This is a genomic window from Nostoc sp. NMS8 (assembly GCF_017115045.1).
Taxonomy (GTDB): Bacteria; Cyanobacteriota; Cyanobacteriia; order Cyanobacteriales; family Nostocaceae; genus Nostoc.
Map to the genome: position 1 here is coordinate 1 of NZ_JABXKK010000075.1, position 16,195 is coordinate 16,195.

The 16,195-nt window shown below is 41.2% G+C and carries 10 protein-coding genes and 2 pseudogenes; 6 read left to right on the plus strand and 6 right to left on the minus strand.

All coding sequences use genetic code 11. The features are described 5' to 3' along the window. From HWQ39_RS14600 to HWQ39_RS14610, 3 genes and pseudogenes are all read left to right on the plus strand, one after another. Positions 1–637, plus strand: a pseudogene (locus HWQ39_RS14600) (hypothetical protein); the annotation flags it as partial. Positions 638–654: 17 nt separating this feature from the next. Further along, positions 655–1,320: a hypothetical protein gene (locus tag HWQ39_RS14605; RefSeq protein ID WP_292845996.1), complete on the plus strand. Its 666-nt coding sequence runs from the start codon at positions 655–657 to the stop codon at positions 1,318–1,320. Positions 1,321–1,586: 266 nt separating this feature from the next. Further along, positions 1,587–2,495 (plus strand): DUF4351 domain-containing protein, encoded by a 909-nt coding sequence (locus HWQ39_RS14610; RefSeq protein WP_292845999.1) that lies wholly within the window; start codon positions 1,587–1,589, stop codon positions 2,493–2,495. Positions 2,496–2,655: 160 nt separating this feature from the next. Here the strand turns inward: HWQ39_RS14610 and HWQ39_RS14615 are convergent, their stop codons facing one another. The 4 genes from HWQ39_RS14615 to HWQ39_RS14630 form a co-directional block, all read right to left on the minus strand. Next, the gene (locus HWQ39_RS14615; protein WP_292846002.1) at positions 2,656–3,915 is read right to left on the minus strand and encodes an AIPR family protein; all 1,260 of its coding nucleotides are present in this window, start codon (positions 3,913–3,915) and stop codon (positions 2,656–2,658) included. A 73-nt stretch (positions 3,916–3,988) separates the two neighbouring features. Then, positions 3,989–4,942 (minus strand): cytosolic protein, encoded by a 954-nt coding sequence (locus HWQ39_RS14620; protein ID WP_292846005.1) that lies wholly within the window; start codon positions 4,940–4,942, stop codon positions 3,989–3,991. Positions 4,943–5,181: 239 nt separating this feature from the next. Further along, complete coding sequence (locus tag HWQ39_RS14625; RefSeq protein ID WP_292846008.1) at positions 5,182–5,433, minus strand: hypothetical protein; 252 nt, start codon at positions 5,431–5,433, stop codon at positions 5,182–5,184. A 149-nt stretch (positions 5,434–5,582) separates the two neighbouring features. Further along, positions 5,583–6,530 carry an RpoD/SigA family RNA polymerase sigma factor gene (locus tag HWQ39_RS14630; protein WP_292846011.1) on the minus strand — a complete coding sequence of 316 codons (948 nt, stop codon included), beginning with the start codon at positions 6,528–6,530 and terminating at the stop codon, positions 5,583–5,585. 294 nt (positions 6,531–6,824) lie between these two features. Here HWQ39_RS14630 and HWQ39_RS14635 point away from each other — a divergent pair, with 294 nt between their 5' ends. From HWQ39_RS14635 to HWQ39_RS14645, 3 genes and pseudogenes are all read left to right on the plus strand, one after another. After that, positions 6,825–7,592, plus strand: coding sequence for a ParA family protein (locus tag HWQ39_RS14635; protein WP_292846014.1), 768 nt, complete (start codon positions 6,825–6,827; stop codon positions 7,590–7,592). A 2-nt stretch (positions 7,593–7,594) separates the two neighbouring features. Beyond that, entirely contained in the window at positions 7,595–8,560 is a 966-nt protein-coding gene (locus tag HWQ39_RS14640; RefSeq protein ID WP_292846017.1) for a ParB/RepB/Spo0J family partition protein, read from the plus strand. Positions 8,561–8,990: 430 nt separating this feature from the next. Beyond that, positions 8,991–9,719: pseudogene (locus HWQ39_RS14645) on the plus strand (hypothetical protein); the annotation flags it as partial. A gap of 121 nt (positions 9,720–9,840) precedes the next feature. Here the strand turns inward: HWQ39_RS14645 and HWQ39_RS14650 are convergent. Together HWQ39_RS14650 and HWQ39_RS14655 are read right to left on the minus strand one after the other, a co-directional pair. Further along, positions 9,841–12,867 carry an NHLP bacteriocin export ABC transporter permease/ATPase subunit gene (locus HWQ39_RS14650; protein WP_292846020.1) on the minus strand — a complete coding sequence of 1,009 codons (3,027 nt, stop codon included), beginning with the start codon at positions 12,865–12,867 and terminating at the stop codon, positions 9,841–9,843. A 205-nt stretch (positions 12,868–13,072) separates the two neighbouring features. Continuing rightward, positions 13,073–16,195, minus strand: a 3,123-nt coding sequence (locus tag HWQ39_RS14655; protein WP_292846023.1) for an S-layer family protein, incomplete at its 5' end; no start/stop codon positions are given.

Genomic DNA, 16,195 nt, shown 5'->3' on the forward strand with positions numbered 1-16,195 from the left:
AAGCAGTTGCAAACTGCTTAATACACAAGCGTTTCGGCTTTTCTTAGTGCCATTCATCTCTTACTGTTCTTGCGGTGATAGTTCCGGTTGGCATTTCTGGATTGTCGTACAAAACCCGCACACTGATGACTTGGGCATTTCTGGCGGACTGCGATCGCAGTTAACGTCTGTGGCGTTGGTTCATCCTGATAACGTCCCAGCTTACAATGCCATGATTGCCACTCAACTCATCCCCAGCGATCGCAAGATTACCTCAACCCAAGTTATGGAGATTGCTGCACAATCACCAGTCGGTAGAGCGGTTTATTACGGCGGCATCAATGAATGGATACCAATGCCTCTATTAAAGAATTTCTCTGGTTATGACCGGGATACCAAAAACTTTATTGACTCTGCACCAAGTAATAAGCAAACCTCTCAAGCTGAAACTAATTCATCAACCACACCAACAACCCAAGCTCAACAGATGTTGGCGCTCTTAGAGAAGACGAAAGCCAATTCCATTGATGAGTTTATCCAAACCGAGTTGAAATTAGATGGAGTTCCACCAGAGCTTATCCGAAAAGGAATCGAAAGATTGCTTCAGAATTCACATCTTAAGTACAAATTCGACAGTTGCGATAGTAATCAAAATTAAAATTTGTTGAATAACCTATGCAAGACGATAATCAAAACACTTCCCCATTAGCAGTCTCAAGCCCTTTACAAAAGTTAACAACGAGTGTTGTTAATTTTATTAACAGCCTTTCTCAAAGCTTTAAACTTTCAGAACGCGAACTACTAGTTCAAAAACAGTGGCTACATAATATGCAAACTAGTCAGCTTCTCAAAGAACAACAGGATTTCATCAATGAAGCTAATCAACAGATGCCTATACTATTAACTTCCAAATCAAGATTAATAATTCTGGAAGCAATACTTGTCACTCGTGCCAGAAATGGACAACCTATAGATGATTTAGTGACGGCAATTGAAGTAGTCAGAAAGAACATTCTTGAGATAGATATCCAGCCCAATCTCAATTTAGAAAAGGAGCAAAAAACTCAACCTCAGAAAACCAAAGATGCACTAATTACACATCGTCACCAATACGAGTTACCTATTCTGAGCGAAGTTGGTAATTTAATCACTGATGCCCGAAACCTTATATTAGTTGTGCCCTTAATTGCGGCTCTATCTGTTTTGATTTTGCCTCTTACTAGCCCAAGAATTTGCGATTCTTGGGAGGATACCACTAGCACTTATGAAAATAATAGTTTGTATTGTCAACTTTTAAGTGATTTGAATCGTTTTTTTCAGGACTATCAGAAGCTCAAATGAATCTTTTAGCTCTGGCAACAATCGTCGGAGCTTGAGCAAACAAATACGGGGTAAAGCATTATCTACTACTCAAAAATATAACATTAATGTTAATTTAATCAGCCAAAAAAAGACTTTCTTAGCTGATAAGCCTGTAGAATAGGTATTGTTGACATTTTCAGTATTAAATAGGAAAAAATGTAAAATTGGAGCGCTTGCATTTTTAAAAGATGCTCTTAAAAGAGATAAAATATTAATTAGAATAAATAACTTTCATAGTAATTTAAATGACTCGATTTATTCACGACCAATTTGCTAAAGATTATTTGGAAGAGTTACTAAAACCTTATGGGGAAGTAAAAGCTTCTAGCCGTGTAGCTGGTGAGATTAGAGAAATTGATGTTTTATTTTCTCCTACCCAACAAGCTAATAATTTAGAGATGCTAGGAATTCTGGTAAAATTTGCAGCTACACCTGCTATTTTTGAACCCTTACGGGTTCGCAATCCTGCCTCTGAGGAGGAAATCTGTGATTGTTTGCTGAAACTATTGGAAGTAAGAGGTGCTTTACAACGCGAAGCTAACCGCAATAAAATCTCTATTAAAGAATTAGAAATTCCGAAATTGTGGATACTTTCTCCAACCGTATCTGTGAGAATACTTTCAGGTTTTAGTGCAATTCAAGCATCTAATTGGGTGTCTGGAGTATACTTAATGGGGGAGTATTTGCGAACAGCTATCGTTGTAATTCATAAACTGCCACGTACTCAAGAAACTTTATGGCTAAGAATTCTCGGTCGAGGGAAAGTACAAAGACAGGCTATTGATGAATTAGAAGCGCTATCATCTAATCACCCGTTTCGGAGAGCCACGCTAGAATTACTGTACAATTTACAGCAGAACTTGGTAATGTCTCAAATTGAAGAATCAGATGACAGGGAGTTAGTTATGCGATTAGCACCACTTTATCAACAAGACCGAGAACAAGCTAGACAGGAAGGACAAGTAGAGGGAATTAAACAAGGTGAAGAACGTTTAATTATACGTCAACTAAATCATCGCTTTGGTGAGATTGACTCTTCAGTAATTGAGCGAATTCGAGGTTTATCTACTGACCAATTGGAGACTTTAGGAGAAGCCTTTTTAGATTTTTCATCCCTCACTGATTTAGAAACTTGGTTAGACCAAAACCTCTAAATAAAAAGCTTGTGCTATTATCTCTTACCTGGAAAGTAGATGCGCTCTTATCAAGGAGGTTTGAGGCAACAGAAAAAGGCTTCGCCGTGAGCGCAACTTCTCTTCTTAGGCTGCGCCCTAAGCGTAACTATGCCGCAGGCTTTACGACAAAGATAAAAAGCTATTTGAGAGCAGTAGTTGCGCCATCATTTTTCCTTTGTCCCCTCTTGTTTGCACCTTGTGTCACCTTCAATTCTTCTTCTTGCTTACTGGACTTAACCATCTTAACCAAGTGCTGATTTAGATAACTTTGCGCTGATATATACAAACTTTCCCAAATCTCTTGATTACGGCTGATTTTTGTACCGACTGTATTTCCTGCTGTTTTCTCCGACACCAAGTATTTGCGGAAGTAGTTATTCCACAAGTGTTGCAGGAAATCTTCAGCAAATTCGTTAAACGGCAGAATCCATTTATAGTCTTTGTCCAAAAATACCCGATATGACGCGATTATCGGTAGTGCCAGGTCAGTTGGCGCACCAAACCCGAATGAATACTTGCTGTCAGGCAACAATGTAGTTTTACGTATATCAATTGATGCTAAATCGTTGCTACCCTTCCTTCTGGGGCTGCTGATATGGTCTTGAATGATTTCGTAGAGTCTTTGTTCTATCCACAAAGCATGAGTCAAAAGAGGCAAAAGTGCAGTTAATCTTTCCCTTTCTGCATCTGTGATGTTACTTGGAAGGCTCATCCCTGCTGGGTGTTTGGTTCGTTTATTGCCATCGGGGTTGTATTTATTTCTGTCAAGGCAGTAAAGGAGCTTCAGCAAGTGGGTGACATTACACTGGGCATTTCTGGGAGCGCCGCTTTGGTTTTGGTAATAAGCGATGCGGAATTTCCTATCTTCCTTCTGTTCTAACTGAGCTAAGTACTGCTTGATGAATTTGTAATCACCTCTGGCGTTGACTTTCGAGCGAGAATCTACTGGTGTTGTCGTGTTGGAGGCCAGGGCTATATCTTTGGCTGATTCTTCAGTCAGCCCGATGTGAATCGTAACTTTTACCCTGGCTTCGGTTAGGTCATATTTGTAATTTTTCGCTTGCTCAAAAGCTAAAACTGTATGCCCTCCATTGATAATCCCATCACTACCCCCCTCGTTAGCTTCTAAGACTTCTAGCTCTAGTTCAGTTTTGTTCTTGACAGGTTTAGCAATATTCGCTGACAGAACGATTCCACTGTGGCGAGAGAAGAATTTTTCGGGTTCGGTTGTCAGTGAATCGAACATTTGTCTGTAGGTCGCGCTTTTACGGTTCGGTTCGCGGATGTTCGGTTCTAGGGGGAGGTCTGTGGGGAACGAGTCTACATGAGCAGTGGCGATGATGCAATTGGGGTTGGCTTGAAAATAGTTATCTATCTTAATATTCCAAGTCTTGGGCATAGTTTGTTTTCGTTAAATTCGTTTTGGACTTATGGAGAAAGGAGAGGATAGGTCTATTGGGCGATGCTCAATCTCATTGCTGGGTATCGGTTGTGGGCAATTGATAAATTTGACACAATTCGGAAATAGTACTCACCGTTTCTAGCCCTGAAAGAATTGCTCTTAATTGCTCCACATCTTCAATTGTTGAAATGGATGGTAACAGGCTTAACCCAACAGTCCCAAATCTCAGTTTTAACCCTAATTCAATCCCTTCTATTAGTCCTAACCGAATCCCACTGCGTTCAAAAGAAGTAACATACTGCATACGTTGCTCTGCCTCCAATTGTTCTACTTCAAAAAGAAACTCTCCTTCTAAATCTGAGGGGAGTGTCAATACCCAGTCTACAAAAGCCAATAAGTTTAGAACATCCTCACGCTCAAAACCCTGCTGGTATAATCTCCGCACTAAACTTAGTTTCTGCTGCTTACGTTGTAACCTGTCGCTAAGAGTTTGTAATGCTGCTAAATGTGCCATCACTACAGTCGCCAAAGGGTTACGGCTGGCTTCTAATTCCGACTGACGTTGTTGATAGTCTAGCAATTTGACAATTGGAAACTGAAACTCAACTTTAGTGCCAAACAACTCGTAACCAAACCGATTTGGTCGCCAGTTTACCTGCTCATCACCTAGAATTGCCAAGGATGCCACCGATCGCTTATATCTATCGTAGATGCGGTAGTTATAGGTAAACATCCTTTCGCTAAAGTCTGACTCTGACTGGGATTGGATTTCTAAATGTATCAGTATCCAGGATTCTTCGCCACCAATGCGGTATATTTTTACCAGTTTATCTGCAAGTCTTTTCCCTAATTCGGCATCACGCACTACCTGCTCTAATTCTTTGTCCAAGAACTCAGGCTGTCGAGTCCAATCTATTTCCCTATGTGCTTGCGGAAAGAAAAACAGCATGAAGTCTTCAAAATACAGTTGTAGTATCTGTTTCCACGGCGAATCATATTCGGTTTGAGGGTTGGTATTGGTCATACTCGTTCCAGAACGAACTCACGCCCCTGATTGTATTACTACTTGTGAGCCAGTGTATGATTTGAGAATTGTGTTGAAGTTGCTTACCAATTAATCTTAATCTGGGAAGTTTTCTTAATCTCACAGATAAATCGAAGAAGAAAATATGTTTAATGTGAATTCATTGGAGTTACCTTTTACCTGTTTGAATTAGGTTGGGCGAATGAGCGCACTGCTTCACTCACCCTTGAGACAACAAATCACCCAGCTATATCCTTCCCACTTTTATAGTTCATCGCTCTGGGTTTCCTCTTGCCTATAGGGACTATTTTCGATTGCTTGGGAGGTTGAGGCGGACGGCATTTTTCACAATAGAGCGGTCGGACACCGAAGGTTTCTCTTTGGGTTGGTTGTTCACACTGTTTACATATGAAGTTGAAAACGCGAGTGTGAATTTCCCGTTTGTGCGCTCTGACGGTGTACTCTTTGACATCAATAATTTTGCTGGGCATCGGCTCTTTCTTCGGTGTTCTATTTCTAAGGATAGTTTCTAGATAGCAATATATTCATGCATCATTTGATTGAAACAGTGACAATTGCCATTTGTGAAATATTGCCTTGCTCATACTCATTCCACAACTTCAGCGTGAGTTAATTCTAATTAATTAAGATACTCTCTTATATCACTTTGTTCACAACGGAGAATTGCTAAAGCTTTATGCTCAAGCTGACGGATTCGTTCTCGGCTCAAGTTTAAGCGATCGCCAACTTGAGTTAAGCTCAGTTGATGATCATTCTCTAGCCCAAAGCGTAGAGTTAGTATTTCTCGTTGTATAGGGGGTAGGGATGCCAGCAGATTATTCAAATCAAGGCGCAACAGTTCCTTAGTGAGCCGTTCGTCTGAGGACATGCTCTCATCAGGTAGGATATCCAATAGCTCAGTGTCTTGATTGTCTCCCACACGCAAATCCAGAGAAACTGGCTGCTTCGAGACACTGAGATATTCTCGAACCTGGTTAGGCTTTAAATTTAATTCTTCAGCAATTTCGGTGACAGTAGCATGGCGACCAAGCTTTTGAAAGCTTTCTCGCTGTACTTTCTTAATTTTATTAAGTATTTCGGTTAAATGGGTTGGCAATCGAATAGTACGAGATTTTTCTGCGATTGCGCGTGTGATTTCCTGACGAATCCACCAGTAAGCATAGGTAGATAATTTATAGCCTTTGTTAGGGTCAAACTTTTCTACCCCTTTTTGCAAACCGAGTGTACCTTCCTGAATTAAATCGAGGAATTCTAAATTGTGGTTTTGGTATTTTTTGGCAACAGAAACCACCAGTCGCAGGTTAGCTGTCACCATTTTCTGTTTAGCCTTTTGCCCTTCTTGAATGACCGATTCTAGTTCAGCTTCGTTTTGCCCAAGCGAGGTAGCTAATTCCAAGTCAGTTGGTTGTCGGTTGAGTTGAAGTGCAAGAGCTTGCCGTTGCTGTTCAATTGCCATCAACTCTTGCACGAGTCTAGCCAATGTAATTTCTTGGTCAGGGGCCAGCAGAGGATAGCGACCGATTTCTTTTAGGTAGGAGCGAACTAAGTCGGGAGTTGGACTGGGCATTATGAATTAGTAAATGAGCAAAAGCATTACTTTGGCAGCTATGAAAGCAATGCATTATTTTAAAACTGAGTAATCACAGCATTTATGACGTACTCAGATGTAGCCATATCTAATACCTGCGAGAGTATTTACAACAGGACTAGAATGATTTTGAACTATACCATTTACTTTGTATTTTTTGAAAGCCTTGCTAATTTTAGCTTTATTGGTATAACTCAATAGTTGTGTTCTCCCTTTAGCAGAGCTACAATTTGCCGTATTAAGGGTAAATATTTAAAATTACAATTTACACTCGTGAGCAAAACCATTATCATTGCGTTATTTAACCAATCAGGGGGGGTTGCTAAGACTACTCTTACTCAAAATCTGGGTTATCACCTAGCTTCTAATCAAAATCATGTCCTACTTGTTGATATGGACCCACAGGCAAGTCTAACCAATTTTATGGGAGTAGACCCAGAAAGTTTAGAAAAAACACTCTACAACGCCATTATTGATGAAGAACCGCTATTTATCTATCCAGAAAGCATTCATGAGATGATGTTGGTTCCCACAAATATCACCCTTAGTGCAGCTGAACTTCTCTTACCTACTGCGGATGCAAGAGAATATCGTCTTAAAGAAGCCCTAGCACCTATTAAAGATGAATACGACTTTATCTTAATTGACTGTCCGCCATCTTTGGGTATTCTCAGTATCCTAAGCTTAACTGCGGCTACGCATCTACTTGTACCTATTCAATGCCAATTTAAATCTTTTCTTGGCACTGACCTTTTACTTGATACTGTTGGACGAGTTCGTAAAAAACTCAATAAAAATTTAGAAATTGCTGGATTTATTCCTACGATGCTTGATAGCCGTACAGCACAGGAAACTCGTACTGTTAACGCTATACAAGAGCAGCTTTCGCAAATAGCAACTATATATCCTGCTATCCCAAAATCAATTGCATTTGCCGATGCTTCTGAGCGTCGAATTCCATTGGCTGTGTATGATAAAAATCATGCAGCACTTAAAGTCATGAACAAGATTGTTAAAGATTTAGAAAAACTAAAAGTGTAACAGTGACAAAAAAAGACATCGTATATAGTGCAAAGCTTAAACATGCTAACCCTCTTGATTTAATATTTAGCGATGGTGATTCTGAACTAACTACACCTGAAAACCAAACCCAAGGTGTCAAACCAGAGCGAATTAAGTTAGACCCAACCCAACCGCGACGCTATTTTGATCCCAATAAGTTAGAGGAGCTTACGCAGTCCATAAAAATGGTAGGGATACTTGAACCATTGCTAGTCCGTCCTTTAGGTAATGGAGACTATGAACTTATTGCAGGGGAACGTCGCCTCATCGCAGCCGGGATGGCTGATTTAGAAGAAGTACCTGTTGTCATCAAGCAAATGGATGATGCTACTGTAAAGCAGGTTAGATTAATTGAAAATTTACAGCGTGAAGATTTAAATGCCTACGAAGAAACTATCGGGGTTTTAGAGTTACTTGTTTTACGCTTGAATATGTCACAGGATGAGGTCGTTAGCCTCCTCAATCGGATGGATAAAGCTAGTCGAAAAAAGGCGGATAACGTTATCCGCTCAGATGAGGTTGCAATAGTTGAGGGCGTATTTATGGCGTTTGGTAAAGTGTCCCCTGAATCATTCAGAACAAATCGCTTGCCTCTATTAAACCTGCCGAATGAAATCCAACAAGCTTTATCTGAAGGTAAAATTGAATATACAAAAGCCAGGGCGATTGCAAAACTCAAAATTGATGAAGAGCGCAAGGAATTACTTAGTCAAGCAATTGATAATAAGTTTTCATTAGCTGAAATTCAACAATTAGTACGAAATATTCTGAGTGAAGAGAAAGGTAACGATAATCCCCCACTACTTAAACATCAATATAAAGAATTAAGTAAACGACTGGCTTCATCTAAAGTTTGGGATAATCCCAAGAAAAAGAAAGCTTTGGACAAACTGCTCAATCAAATAAAAATTATTTTAGAAGAAGAAGAGGAAAGTACTGAAAATTAAATAACTGTGATTCCAAATCATCTAAAGTCACGGAAAGACAATTTTTAGCTTTTATCTATCGGACAATGTATACGTGTAAAGTATAAATCAAAGAGTTAATCATCTAAATTAATTTCTACTGCGTTGATAGAAAAGATTTCAAAAAGTCCTAGTGGGGGCTAAATGGGGGTTATATATACCCCAGGAATAATTCAGGATTTTCATCAGCAAATGACCCCTATATGGGGTATTCAAGGGTGTTGCTTAGGGTACATTTGATTGTTTGAGATTTTGTACCCCACTTAGCCCCCAAGGGGTTATGATAAGCTCTTGAGCAAGGGAACTATTGAGAGAAGAATAACTTGCTATAACTTTTTTCCCAGACCTGTGTCTCTCTGCTCCCCCTTTCCGCCAGAACAGATAAAAATCAAAGCGTATTGACTTGTCCCCTATGTCAAACATTCACACCTTACAAAAAATTTTTCCTGCGGGTTTCGATAACGGTTACGGAAGCCTAAAACTTTTAGTCGATGGCTTTGAAGTAGTTCGTGTCCCCAGCTATATAACTAATGCCGAGATGGAAGATGTTCCAGGGCGTGTAGTTTTTAACGGCAGTGCTTACACAGTTGGAGAGTCTGCTTACCGTACAGGAAATTATTTTGACCGCAACACAGACAATAATGAAAATAAAGTCAATAATGCGTTGTTGACTTTATTGGGTGCATTGGCACATCTCCCACACCGTAAGGCTTGGCACTTAAAATTAGTTGTCAGCTTACATGACGTTGCTCTCGCTGACGAATTACAAAAAGTACTCAATGGAGAATATCAGCCAATACTTGCTGGCAAACAATCAGAAGTAAAAGTAGAAGTGCTGAAAGTTGTACTATAAGGTATAGGTGCATTGTTTGGGCATCCACTACCAAAAAAATTAACCATTTTAGACTTTGGCAATGGAACAACCCTGTATTCTCGTTACAACCGGGGTCAGCGAGAAGTTCACACTGCCTACCCCATCGGTGTAGAAGTTCTCATCGATGATATCTCTCAAAAAATGAAACATCTAAATGGAGGAAAAATTGGGGATGCTTCCAAGATCCGATTTTGTCTGGAAATGGAGCATACCAAGTATAGCCGCGACATCGATATCAAATATGTTTACAGTACTTGCTTAAAAGATTGATATGAAAAATAGGTTCAAATCACAGTAGCATTCACGCAGAAAACCGGATTATAAAGATAATATATGAGCAATACAAATATGTTGGGAAGCTCAAAACCTTATTTCATTTGCAGTGCTATTACAAACGTTGCCGTTGAATGAGTTGACTAAATAATCCTGGTTGATTTGCCATTTGCTCAAAATGACCTTGTTGTACTAGTTTTCCATTTTGGAGAACATAAATTCTGTCGGCATTGCGAATTGTACTCAGGCGGTGCGCCACAACGACCCGGGTGACATTCAGCTTTTGTAAACTTTCGCTAACTATTGCTTGGGTGTGGTTATCTAAAGCGCTGGTGGCTTCATCAAAAAGCAGAATTCGTGGACGTAAAGCCAGCGCCCTGGCAATTAATAATCTCTGTCTTTGTCCTCCAGAAATATTTGTCGCGCCTTCACTGATTACTGTATGCATCCCCATTGGCATTGTGGCGATATCATCAGCTAAACCCGACATTTTTGCCGCTTCCCAAGCCTCATCCATTGAGATGACGGCATTACTAGAAATATTTTCAAAGATGGATGCAGACATCAAGCGGCTGTTTTGCAGCACTACACCTAACTGACGGCGGACTGCATTTACATCTAACCCTGCGAGTTCTTGTCCGTCATAATAAATACTCCCGGATTCTGGAGTGTCAAATCCTAACAATAGTCGAAATAGGGTGGACTTACCGCTTCCAGAAGGCCCAACAAAGGCAATAAATTCTCCTGGTTCTGCCCACAAGCTGACATCATCCAGAGTAAGTGGCCCGTCTTCTCGGTAGCGAAATATCACATTTTTAATCTCAATTCGTCCAGATAATCGACCTGGATCAGCTTTACTAGTATCAACTTCTGGGGTGGCTTGGAGGATTGGTTGGGCGCGTTCCCACAATGGTAATGCTTCCAAAATATCCACAACTGTAGTACTTAAGCTGGTTGCACCACTGATAAATGTGCCAAATGCGGCATTAAAGGCTAAGAAAGTACCCGTGGAGAAAGTTCCACCATTGGCTTGTGACTGTTGCAGTAAATGTGTGGCGAATCCAAAAATCACTGCTGGAGTTAATGCCGAGAGAAGATTGTTAATGACTACTAAGTTATCTTCAATACTTTGGGCATTCATTGTCAAGCGCAATTGGTGTTGATATTGTCTACCCCAGTAAGCAAATGCTCTAGCTTCCGCCCCAGCCATGCGGAATTTTGCGACACCGCCGATAATTTGTACCATCATCCCAAAGAGTTTGCCTTGGAGGTTTAATAAGGGACGGATTTTACGGAGGGTAAGAATACCGGAAATAATTGTCACAGCAACATTAATTAAAGCAACGAGTGTAGCAATCAGCGCTAGAGGAAAGCTGTAATAAAACAGCAGTCCTAAATTGAGCAACGAAAACACGCTAGAGAAGAAACTTTTGAGTAAGGTGTTGCTGAGTTTTTGGCGAATTTGACTGATGACAGAAACACGAGCGCTCAAATCACCAATTGAATATTGCCGGAAAAACGATGCTTTAAGTGTCAAAAGTCTGTCCCAGACTGCGGCTTGGGTGGCAGTATCAGCAAAGGTTTCCAAGCGCATGATGGCCAGCCCTTGAGTTATTTGAAATAGGGTTGCGCCCAAAGTTGTGGCGAATAATCCTAATGTCAGTTGAAATAAAAGCGATCGCTTGGCATCGGGAATTGCATTGTCAATCAGGATGGCGATCGCTTGGGGTGTAATCATCCCTAGTAATGTGGTGGCAATTCCGGCAAATAGGAGCGTGAATAGTTCTTTAGAATGTCCTTGGAGGGCGAACTGGAGTAAGTTGAGGGCTTTGAGGTTTTCTGGCAAGGGGCGATAGAAGATGTAGGCAGTTGGGGATAAAGTCGCAGCAGTTCGAGAATTGCACTGTATCCGTGTTTGTTGGATTGGATCGATAATCTCGTAACGGGTGTCAGAAATGGGGATGACTGCAACTGGACGGTTATCTTCTAATGTGTAAGCTAAGATGGGGCCGCTATCTTGACTCCACCATCGATCGCGTAAGGTGATACGGCGGATGCGGATACGCGAAGCACGGGCGATCGCTTCTAGGGGTTCGCGTACCAAGCGCAAATCTTCCCAATTAGCAGGAGGACAAATGGTAATACCCAAAACTCTGCCTACTGCACCAGCCGCAAATAGTAGCGCCTCTTCGCTGTTGAGCGGTTTTTTGATGGCAGAAACATGGTTTTTTTGGACATCGAAGATATTGGCAAAGTCATCTAAAGTATTGGCGATCGCTTGATTATTCAGTCGTTCCCGTTCTTGACAACGAACTAATTCCTGTTGTGTTGCTTGTTGTTCGAGTTGCCCAATTGCTTGTAAAACAAAGGTTTGTAGGTGGTATAAACTGTTTAGCAGAGCTAAGGCTGGGTACTGGGTACTGGGTACTGGGGACTGGGGAAGAAGTTCTTTTAAGATTTGGTTGGGGTATGAATCCCCAGTCCCCAGTTCTAGCATATCTGCACTAGAAACCGAGTCAATTTCCACAATATTGCTTGCTTGCAACCATAAACGAGTATTTAAAGGAATTCGCCCAATTTCGGAAGTGAGTTCTAAGTTATCGAACCCCAATAAATTTGCTTGTCCCTGTAAAATTTTGACCCAAATTATTGTTTCGTGTGGCGGTTGAAACACTTCATTGTCAGCTAATATCGTGCATCCTGGGGCTTTTCCTGGGGTGGGTAATTTTTGTGAGGTAATAGAAGATACTGCTGAACCGAGGTGATTTACCCAGTGTTCAATTTGAGCGATGGCTGCGCCAACGCCAAGGGCGAACGCAGTTTTTGACTCTAAAATTGCTTTGCAGAAATCCTCTTTGGTAAGTTGTAAAAGTTCAGTTTCTTCTAGGGCGACTGCCAGGATTTGATGCTGTCCACCGGATGACGTTAAGGTTGCCGAAAACATTGCCTCACCAGCTTTGACGGTAAATAAATAACGTCGTCTGCCCTTGGGGATACCATGTTGAATAGCGATCGTAAACAGCGCTAAAGACCCAGATTGCACCAGCCAAATTGTTTCGGGGTCATCGAGTAATAGGGGGTCATTACTTTTGAAAAAATATGGTTCTGGGAATAAATTTATGCTATTATCTTCAGCCAACATCCTATATCTCCTTTATTATTAGACAGCACTGAACCCCACCCCCAAAGCGAGGAGAGAGTGCAAGAATGAATTAAAAAGCTCGGTTTCTAAGACAACTGGTGATGTTAATTACTATTTCTGGCTGTGCTTAGGATATGCAGAAGCGTTGATATCCAGATCCCCGATTTCTTTTAACAAGTCGGGGTCGGGGATCTTGCAACTCAAACTATTTAGGCGCAGGACATGCAGCAGCCGTTGGGCGAGATGATGGCGTAGCTTGTGGTGCATAGGCAACAATGATAATTTTGCCTTCTGGAGTTCTGGCAAAACCTTGGGCTTCAATAATTGCAGAACTTCCATTGTTAATCACTGGAGTTATCTGTACATCTTTGGGCGTTGCTGTTTGCCCGTCCAAAGTTGCTAGGGGAATCAAATTTGGTGTACCCGTGATTGATTGCAGAGGGCTAGGTGGTAAGCTACCGTGTCCGCTGACGACAAATTCACCTAAGGGTTTCTTCGCATAACGTCCTCTAGGGCAGATTTGGCCTATTTGATTACTAGTGTCGATTCTTTCTTCTGGTAATTTAATTAGTCCTTGGGTGGGGTCAACATCAGGGGTATTAATGTCTGTAGTGCCACTTAAATCAGGACTTGCACCTGTGGCGGTGATGTCGCTTTCTGGGGTAAGGGCATTGCGAGGTTCAGTACCGAAGATACCTTGGGCAGCGATTATAACTTGACCACCGCGAAAGTCGGTAGAGTTGGCGTTGATATCGCTGTTTTCTAGGGCAATTAAGAAATCGGTGTCTATATTAATGTTGCCGCCAATTACGTCTTTGCCTGTGGCGTTGGTGGTGATGTTGCTATTGCGACGGAGGATTAAATCTTGGGAATTGAGGTTGATGGTAGCTTGTTCTCGGTTGGGGTCTTTGTTGGGACTGCGGGTGTTAGCGTTGAGAGAGGCTTTGTTATCTAGACGAATGCGATCGCTGTTAATGGTCATAATACCAGCATTACCTGTTCCGAGACTATTCACAAATACCCCAGCGCGATCGCTTATAAGTAAATTTTGGGTATCAACCTGCAAATCTCCTGCATCTCCAGTTGAATCAGGTTCCGCAGAAACAAATAAACCACTGGGAAACTTATTATTAACTGACTGACCAATCAGTTGCACACTTTCTGAAGCATTTACAGTTAAATTTCCCCCTCGACCAGAACTAAAGGTACTTGTTAAGATCTGTGCCCCATCGCGCACTAGTAAATTTTGGGTAGTAATCTTTAAATCTCCAGCATCTCCGGTTGAACCTTGTTCGGCAGAAGCAATTAAACCACCAGGAGAACCGTTAACAAATGTACCAATTAGTTCTACTTTATTTGAGGCATTGACTGTTAAATTTCCTGCCCTACCTGCTCCTAATGTACCAGTAAATACCCGTGCCCCATCTCGCACAAGTAAATCTTGGGTATTAATCGTTAAACTTCCTGCCTCTCCGGTTGAACCTTGTTGAACAGAAGCAGCCAAGCCACTAATAATACGACCATCCGCAGAGGAACCAATTAGTTCGACTTTTTTAGAGGCGTTTAGATTTAAATTACCTGCTTTACCTCTACCAGATGTTGCAGCAGTTATCTGTGCCCCATCCCGTACAAATAAATCTTGAGCCTTAATTGTCAAATCTCCTGCATCTCCAGTCGAACCTGCCAGAGCAGAAGTCGATAAAACGCTGGGAACACTACCATCTGCGGATGTGCCAATCAGTTCTACTTTTCCTGTGGCATTAACAGTCAAATTCCCTCCTTTACCCTGACCAGATGTAACTGCATTCACCTGTCCACCATCGCGCACAAGTATATTTTGGGCGTTAATCGTTAAATCTCCCGCGTTTCCTGTTAAACTTCGGTTCGCAGAGGTACTCAATGTGCTGTTAAAAAGACCATTAGCAGACACACCAATTACTTCTACACTACCGCTTACATTGACTGTTAAATTCTCTGCTTTACCTGCACCAGATGTACCACTATTAACCTGTGCCCCATCACGAATGCTGAAACTACCCGCATTAATATTCAGACTTCCAGCATCTCCAGACCCGAAAGTGGTGGTAAGAATAGAGCTATTATTATTAAATGAACCACCTACAACTTCTACCGAGTCTTTGGCATCTATGGTCAAATCTCCTCCTTTGCCTGTACCAAAAAATGTAGAAGTTATGACTATTGCACCATCATGAATACTTAAACGACCTGCACTAATGTTAAGACTTCCAGCATCTCCAGACCCAGAAGTAGTAGTAGAGATAATACTGGGAGAATTGGGTGAACGACCCACAACCTCTACAGAGTCTTTGGCATTTATAGTCAAATTTCCTGCGCGACCAAGCTTATCGCTTGTAGTGGTAATATATCCGCCATCGTTAATGCTCAATCTTTCCGTATTAATAGTTAATTGCCCACTATTTCCAGTTCCAGAAGTGCTAGTTGTTAGTCCACTCCCTCCAGTGATTGTCTCTCCAGTTTGTGGATTAAGTGGATCGATAACTGTTGCTATACCGCTCAAAGTAACGGAATCTGAAGCGTTAACTAATAAATCGCCACTATTACCACGTCCTAACGATCGCGTAAGAATACTTCCACCGTTAAAAAGCGTAAACTCGCGTGTTTGAAGTTCGATATTCCCACCATCACCTTGACCAGTGCTGGAAGATACAATGAATACAAGACCATTTAATAAAATGGAATCATCGGCAACAATCTGAATATCACCACCCCTTCCATCATCAAGATTTGAAGAACTGATTAAAGTACTATTACCATCAAGTGTATTATTACCATCAAGTGTGAGGGTTCTCGTTTTGATTTCAATATCACCGCTAGGCTGATTATTAACTCCACCAAAACCAGATGCAGCAGAAGCACTTAAAATATTACTTCCACCAGTCAGCGAAATCGCTTCTTGAGCTTTTAGGGTTATTTTTCCACCTTGCCCTTGTCCAATATTGGCAGAATTAATTCCGGATTGGTTGCTTAAATTAATGTTTCGAGTTGTGATTGTAATATCACCAGATTTACCTATCGAATTAATGATTCCACTGGTACCAATAAAACTATTGTTATCAAGGCTGACATTATCCTTGGCATTTAAAATGATATTTCCCCGACTTCTCGAACCATCACTATTGATTAAACTTTGGTTTTTAAGGCTAATCGATTGAGCATTAATTGCAATATTTCCGGTATTGCCCAAAGAGTTTTCCAAACCCTGACTTTTAATACTACTAAGATTATCCAGAAGGGTGAACGAAAAAAGGTGTGGCAGAGGAGTTAGCGGATGATCTACGCTAACATA

Excerpts from the sequence above, each read along its gene's own strand:
- HWQ39_RS14605 (WP_292845996.1), top strand. The coding sequence starts at position 655 with ATGCAAGACGATAATCAAAACACTTCCCCATTAGCAGTCTCAAGCCCT.
- HWQ39_RS14610 (WP_292845999.1), top strand. The coding sequence starts at position 1,587 with ATGACTCGATTTATTCACGACCAATTTGCTAAAGATTATTTGGAAGAG.
- HWQ39_RS14615 (WP_292846002.1), bottom strand. The coding sequence starts at position 3,915 with ATGCCCAAGACTTGGAATATTAAGATAGATAACTATTTTCAAGCCAAC.
- HWQ39_RS14620 (WP_292846005.1), bottom strand. The coding sequence starts at position 4,942 with ATGACCAATACCAACCCTCAAACCGAATATGATTCGCCGTGGAAACAG.
- HWQ39_RS14625 (WP_292846008.1), bottom strand. The coding sequence starts at position 5,433 with ATGCCCAGCAAAATTATTGATGTCAAAGAGTACACCGTCAGAGCGCAC.
- HWQ39_RS14630 (WP_292846011.1), bottom strand. The coding sequence starts at position 6,530 with ATGCCCAGTCCAACTCCCGACTTAGTTCGCTCCTACCTAAAAGAAATC.
- HWQ39_RS14650 (WP_292846020.1), bottom strand. The coding sequence starts at position 12,867 with ATGTTGGCTGAAGATAATAGCATAAATTTATTCCCAGAACCATATTTT.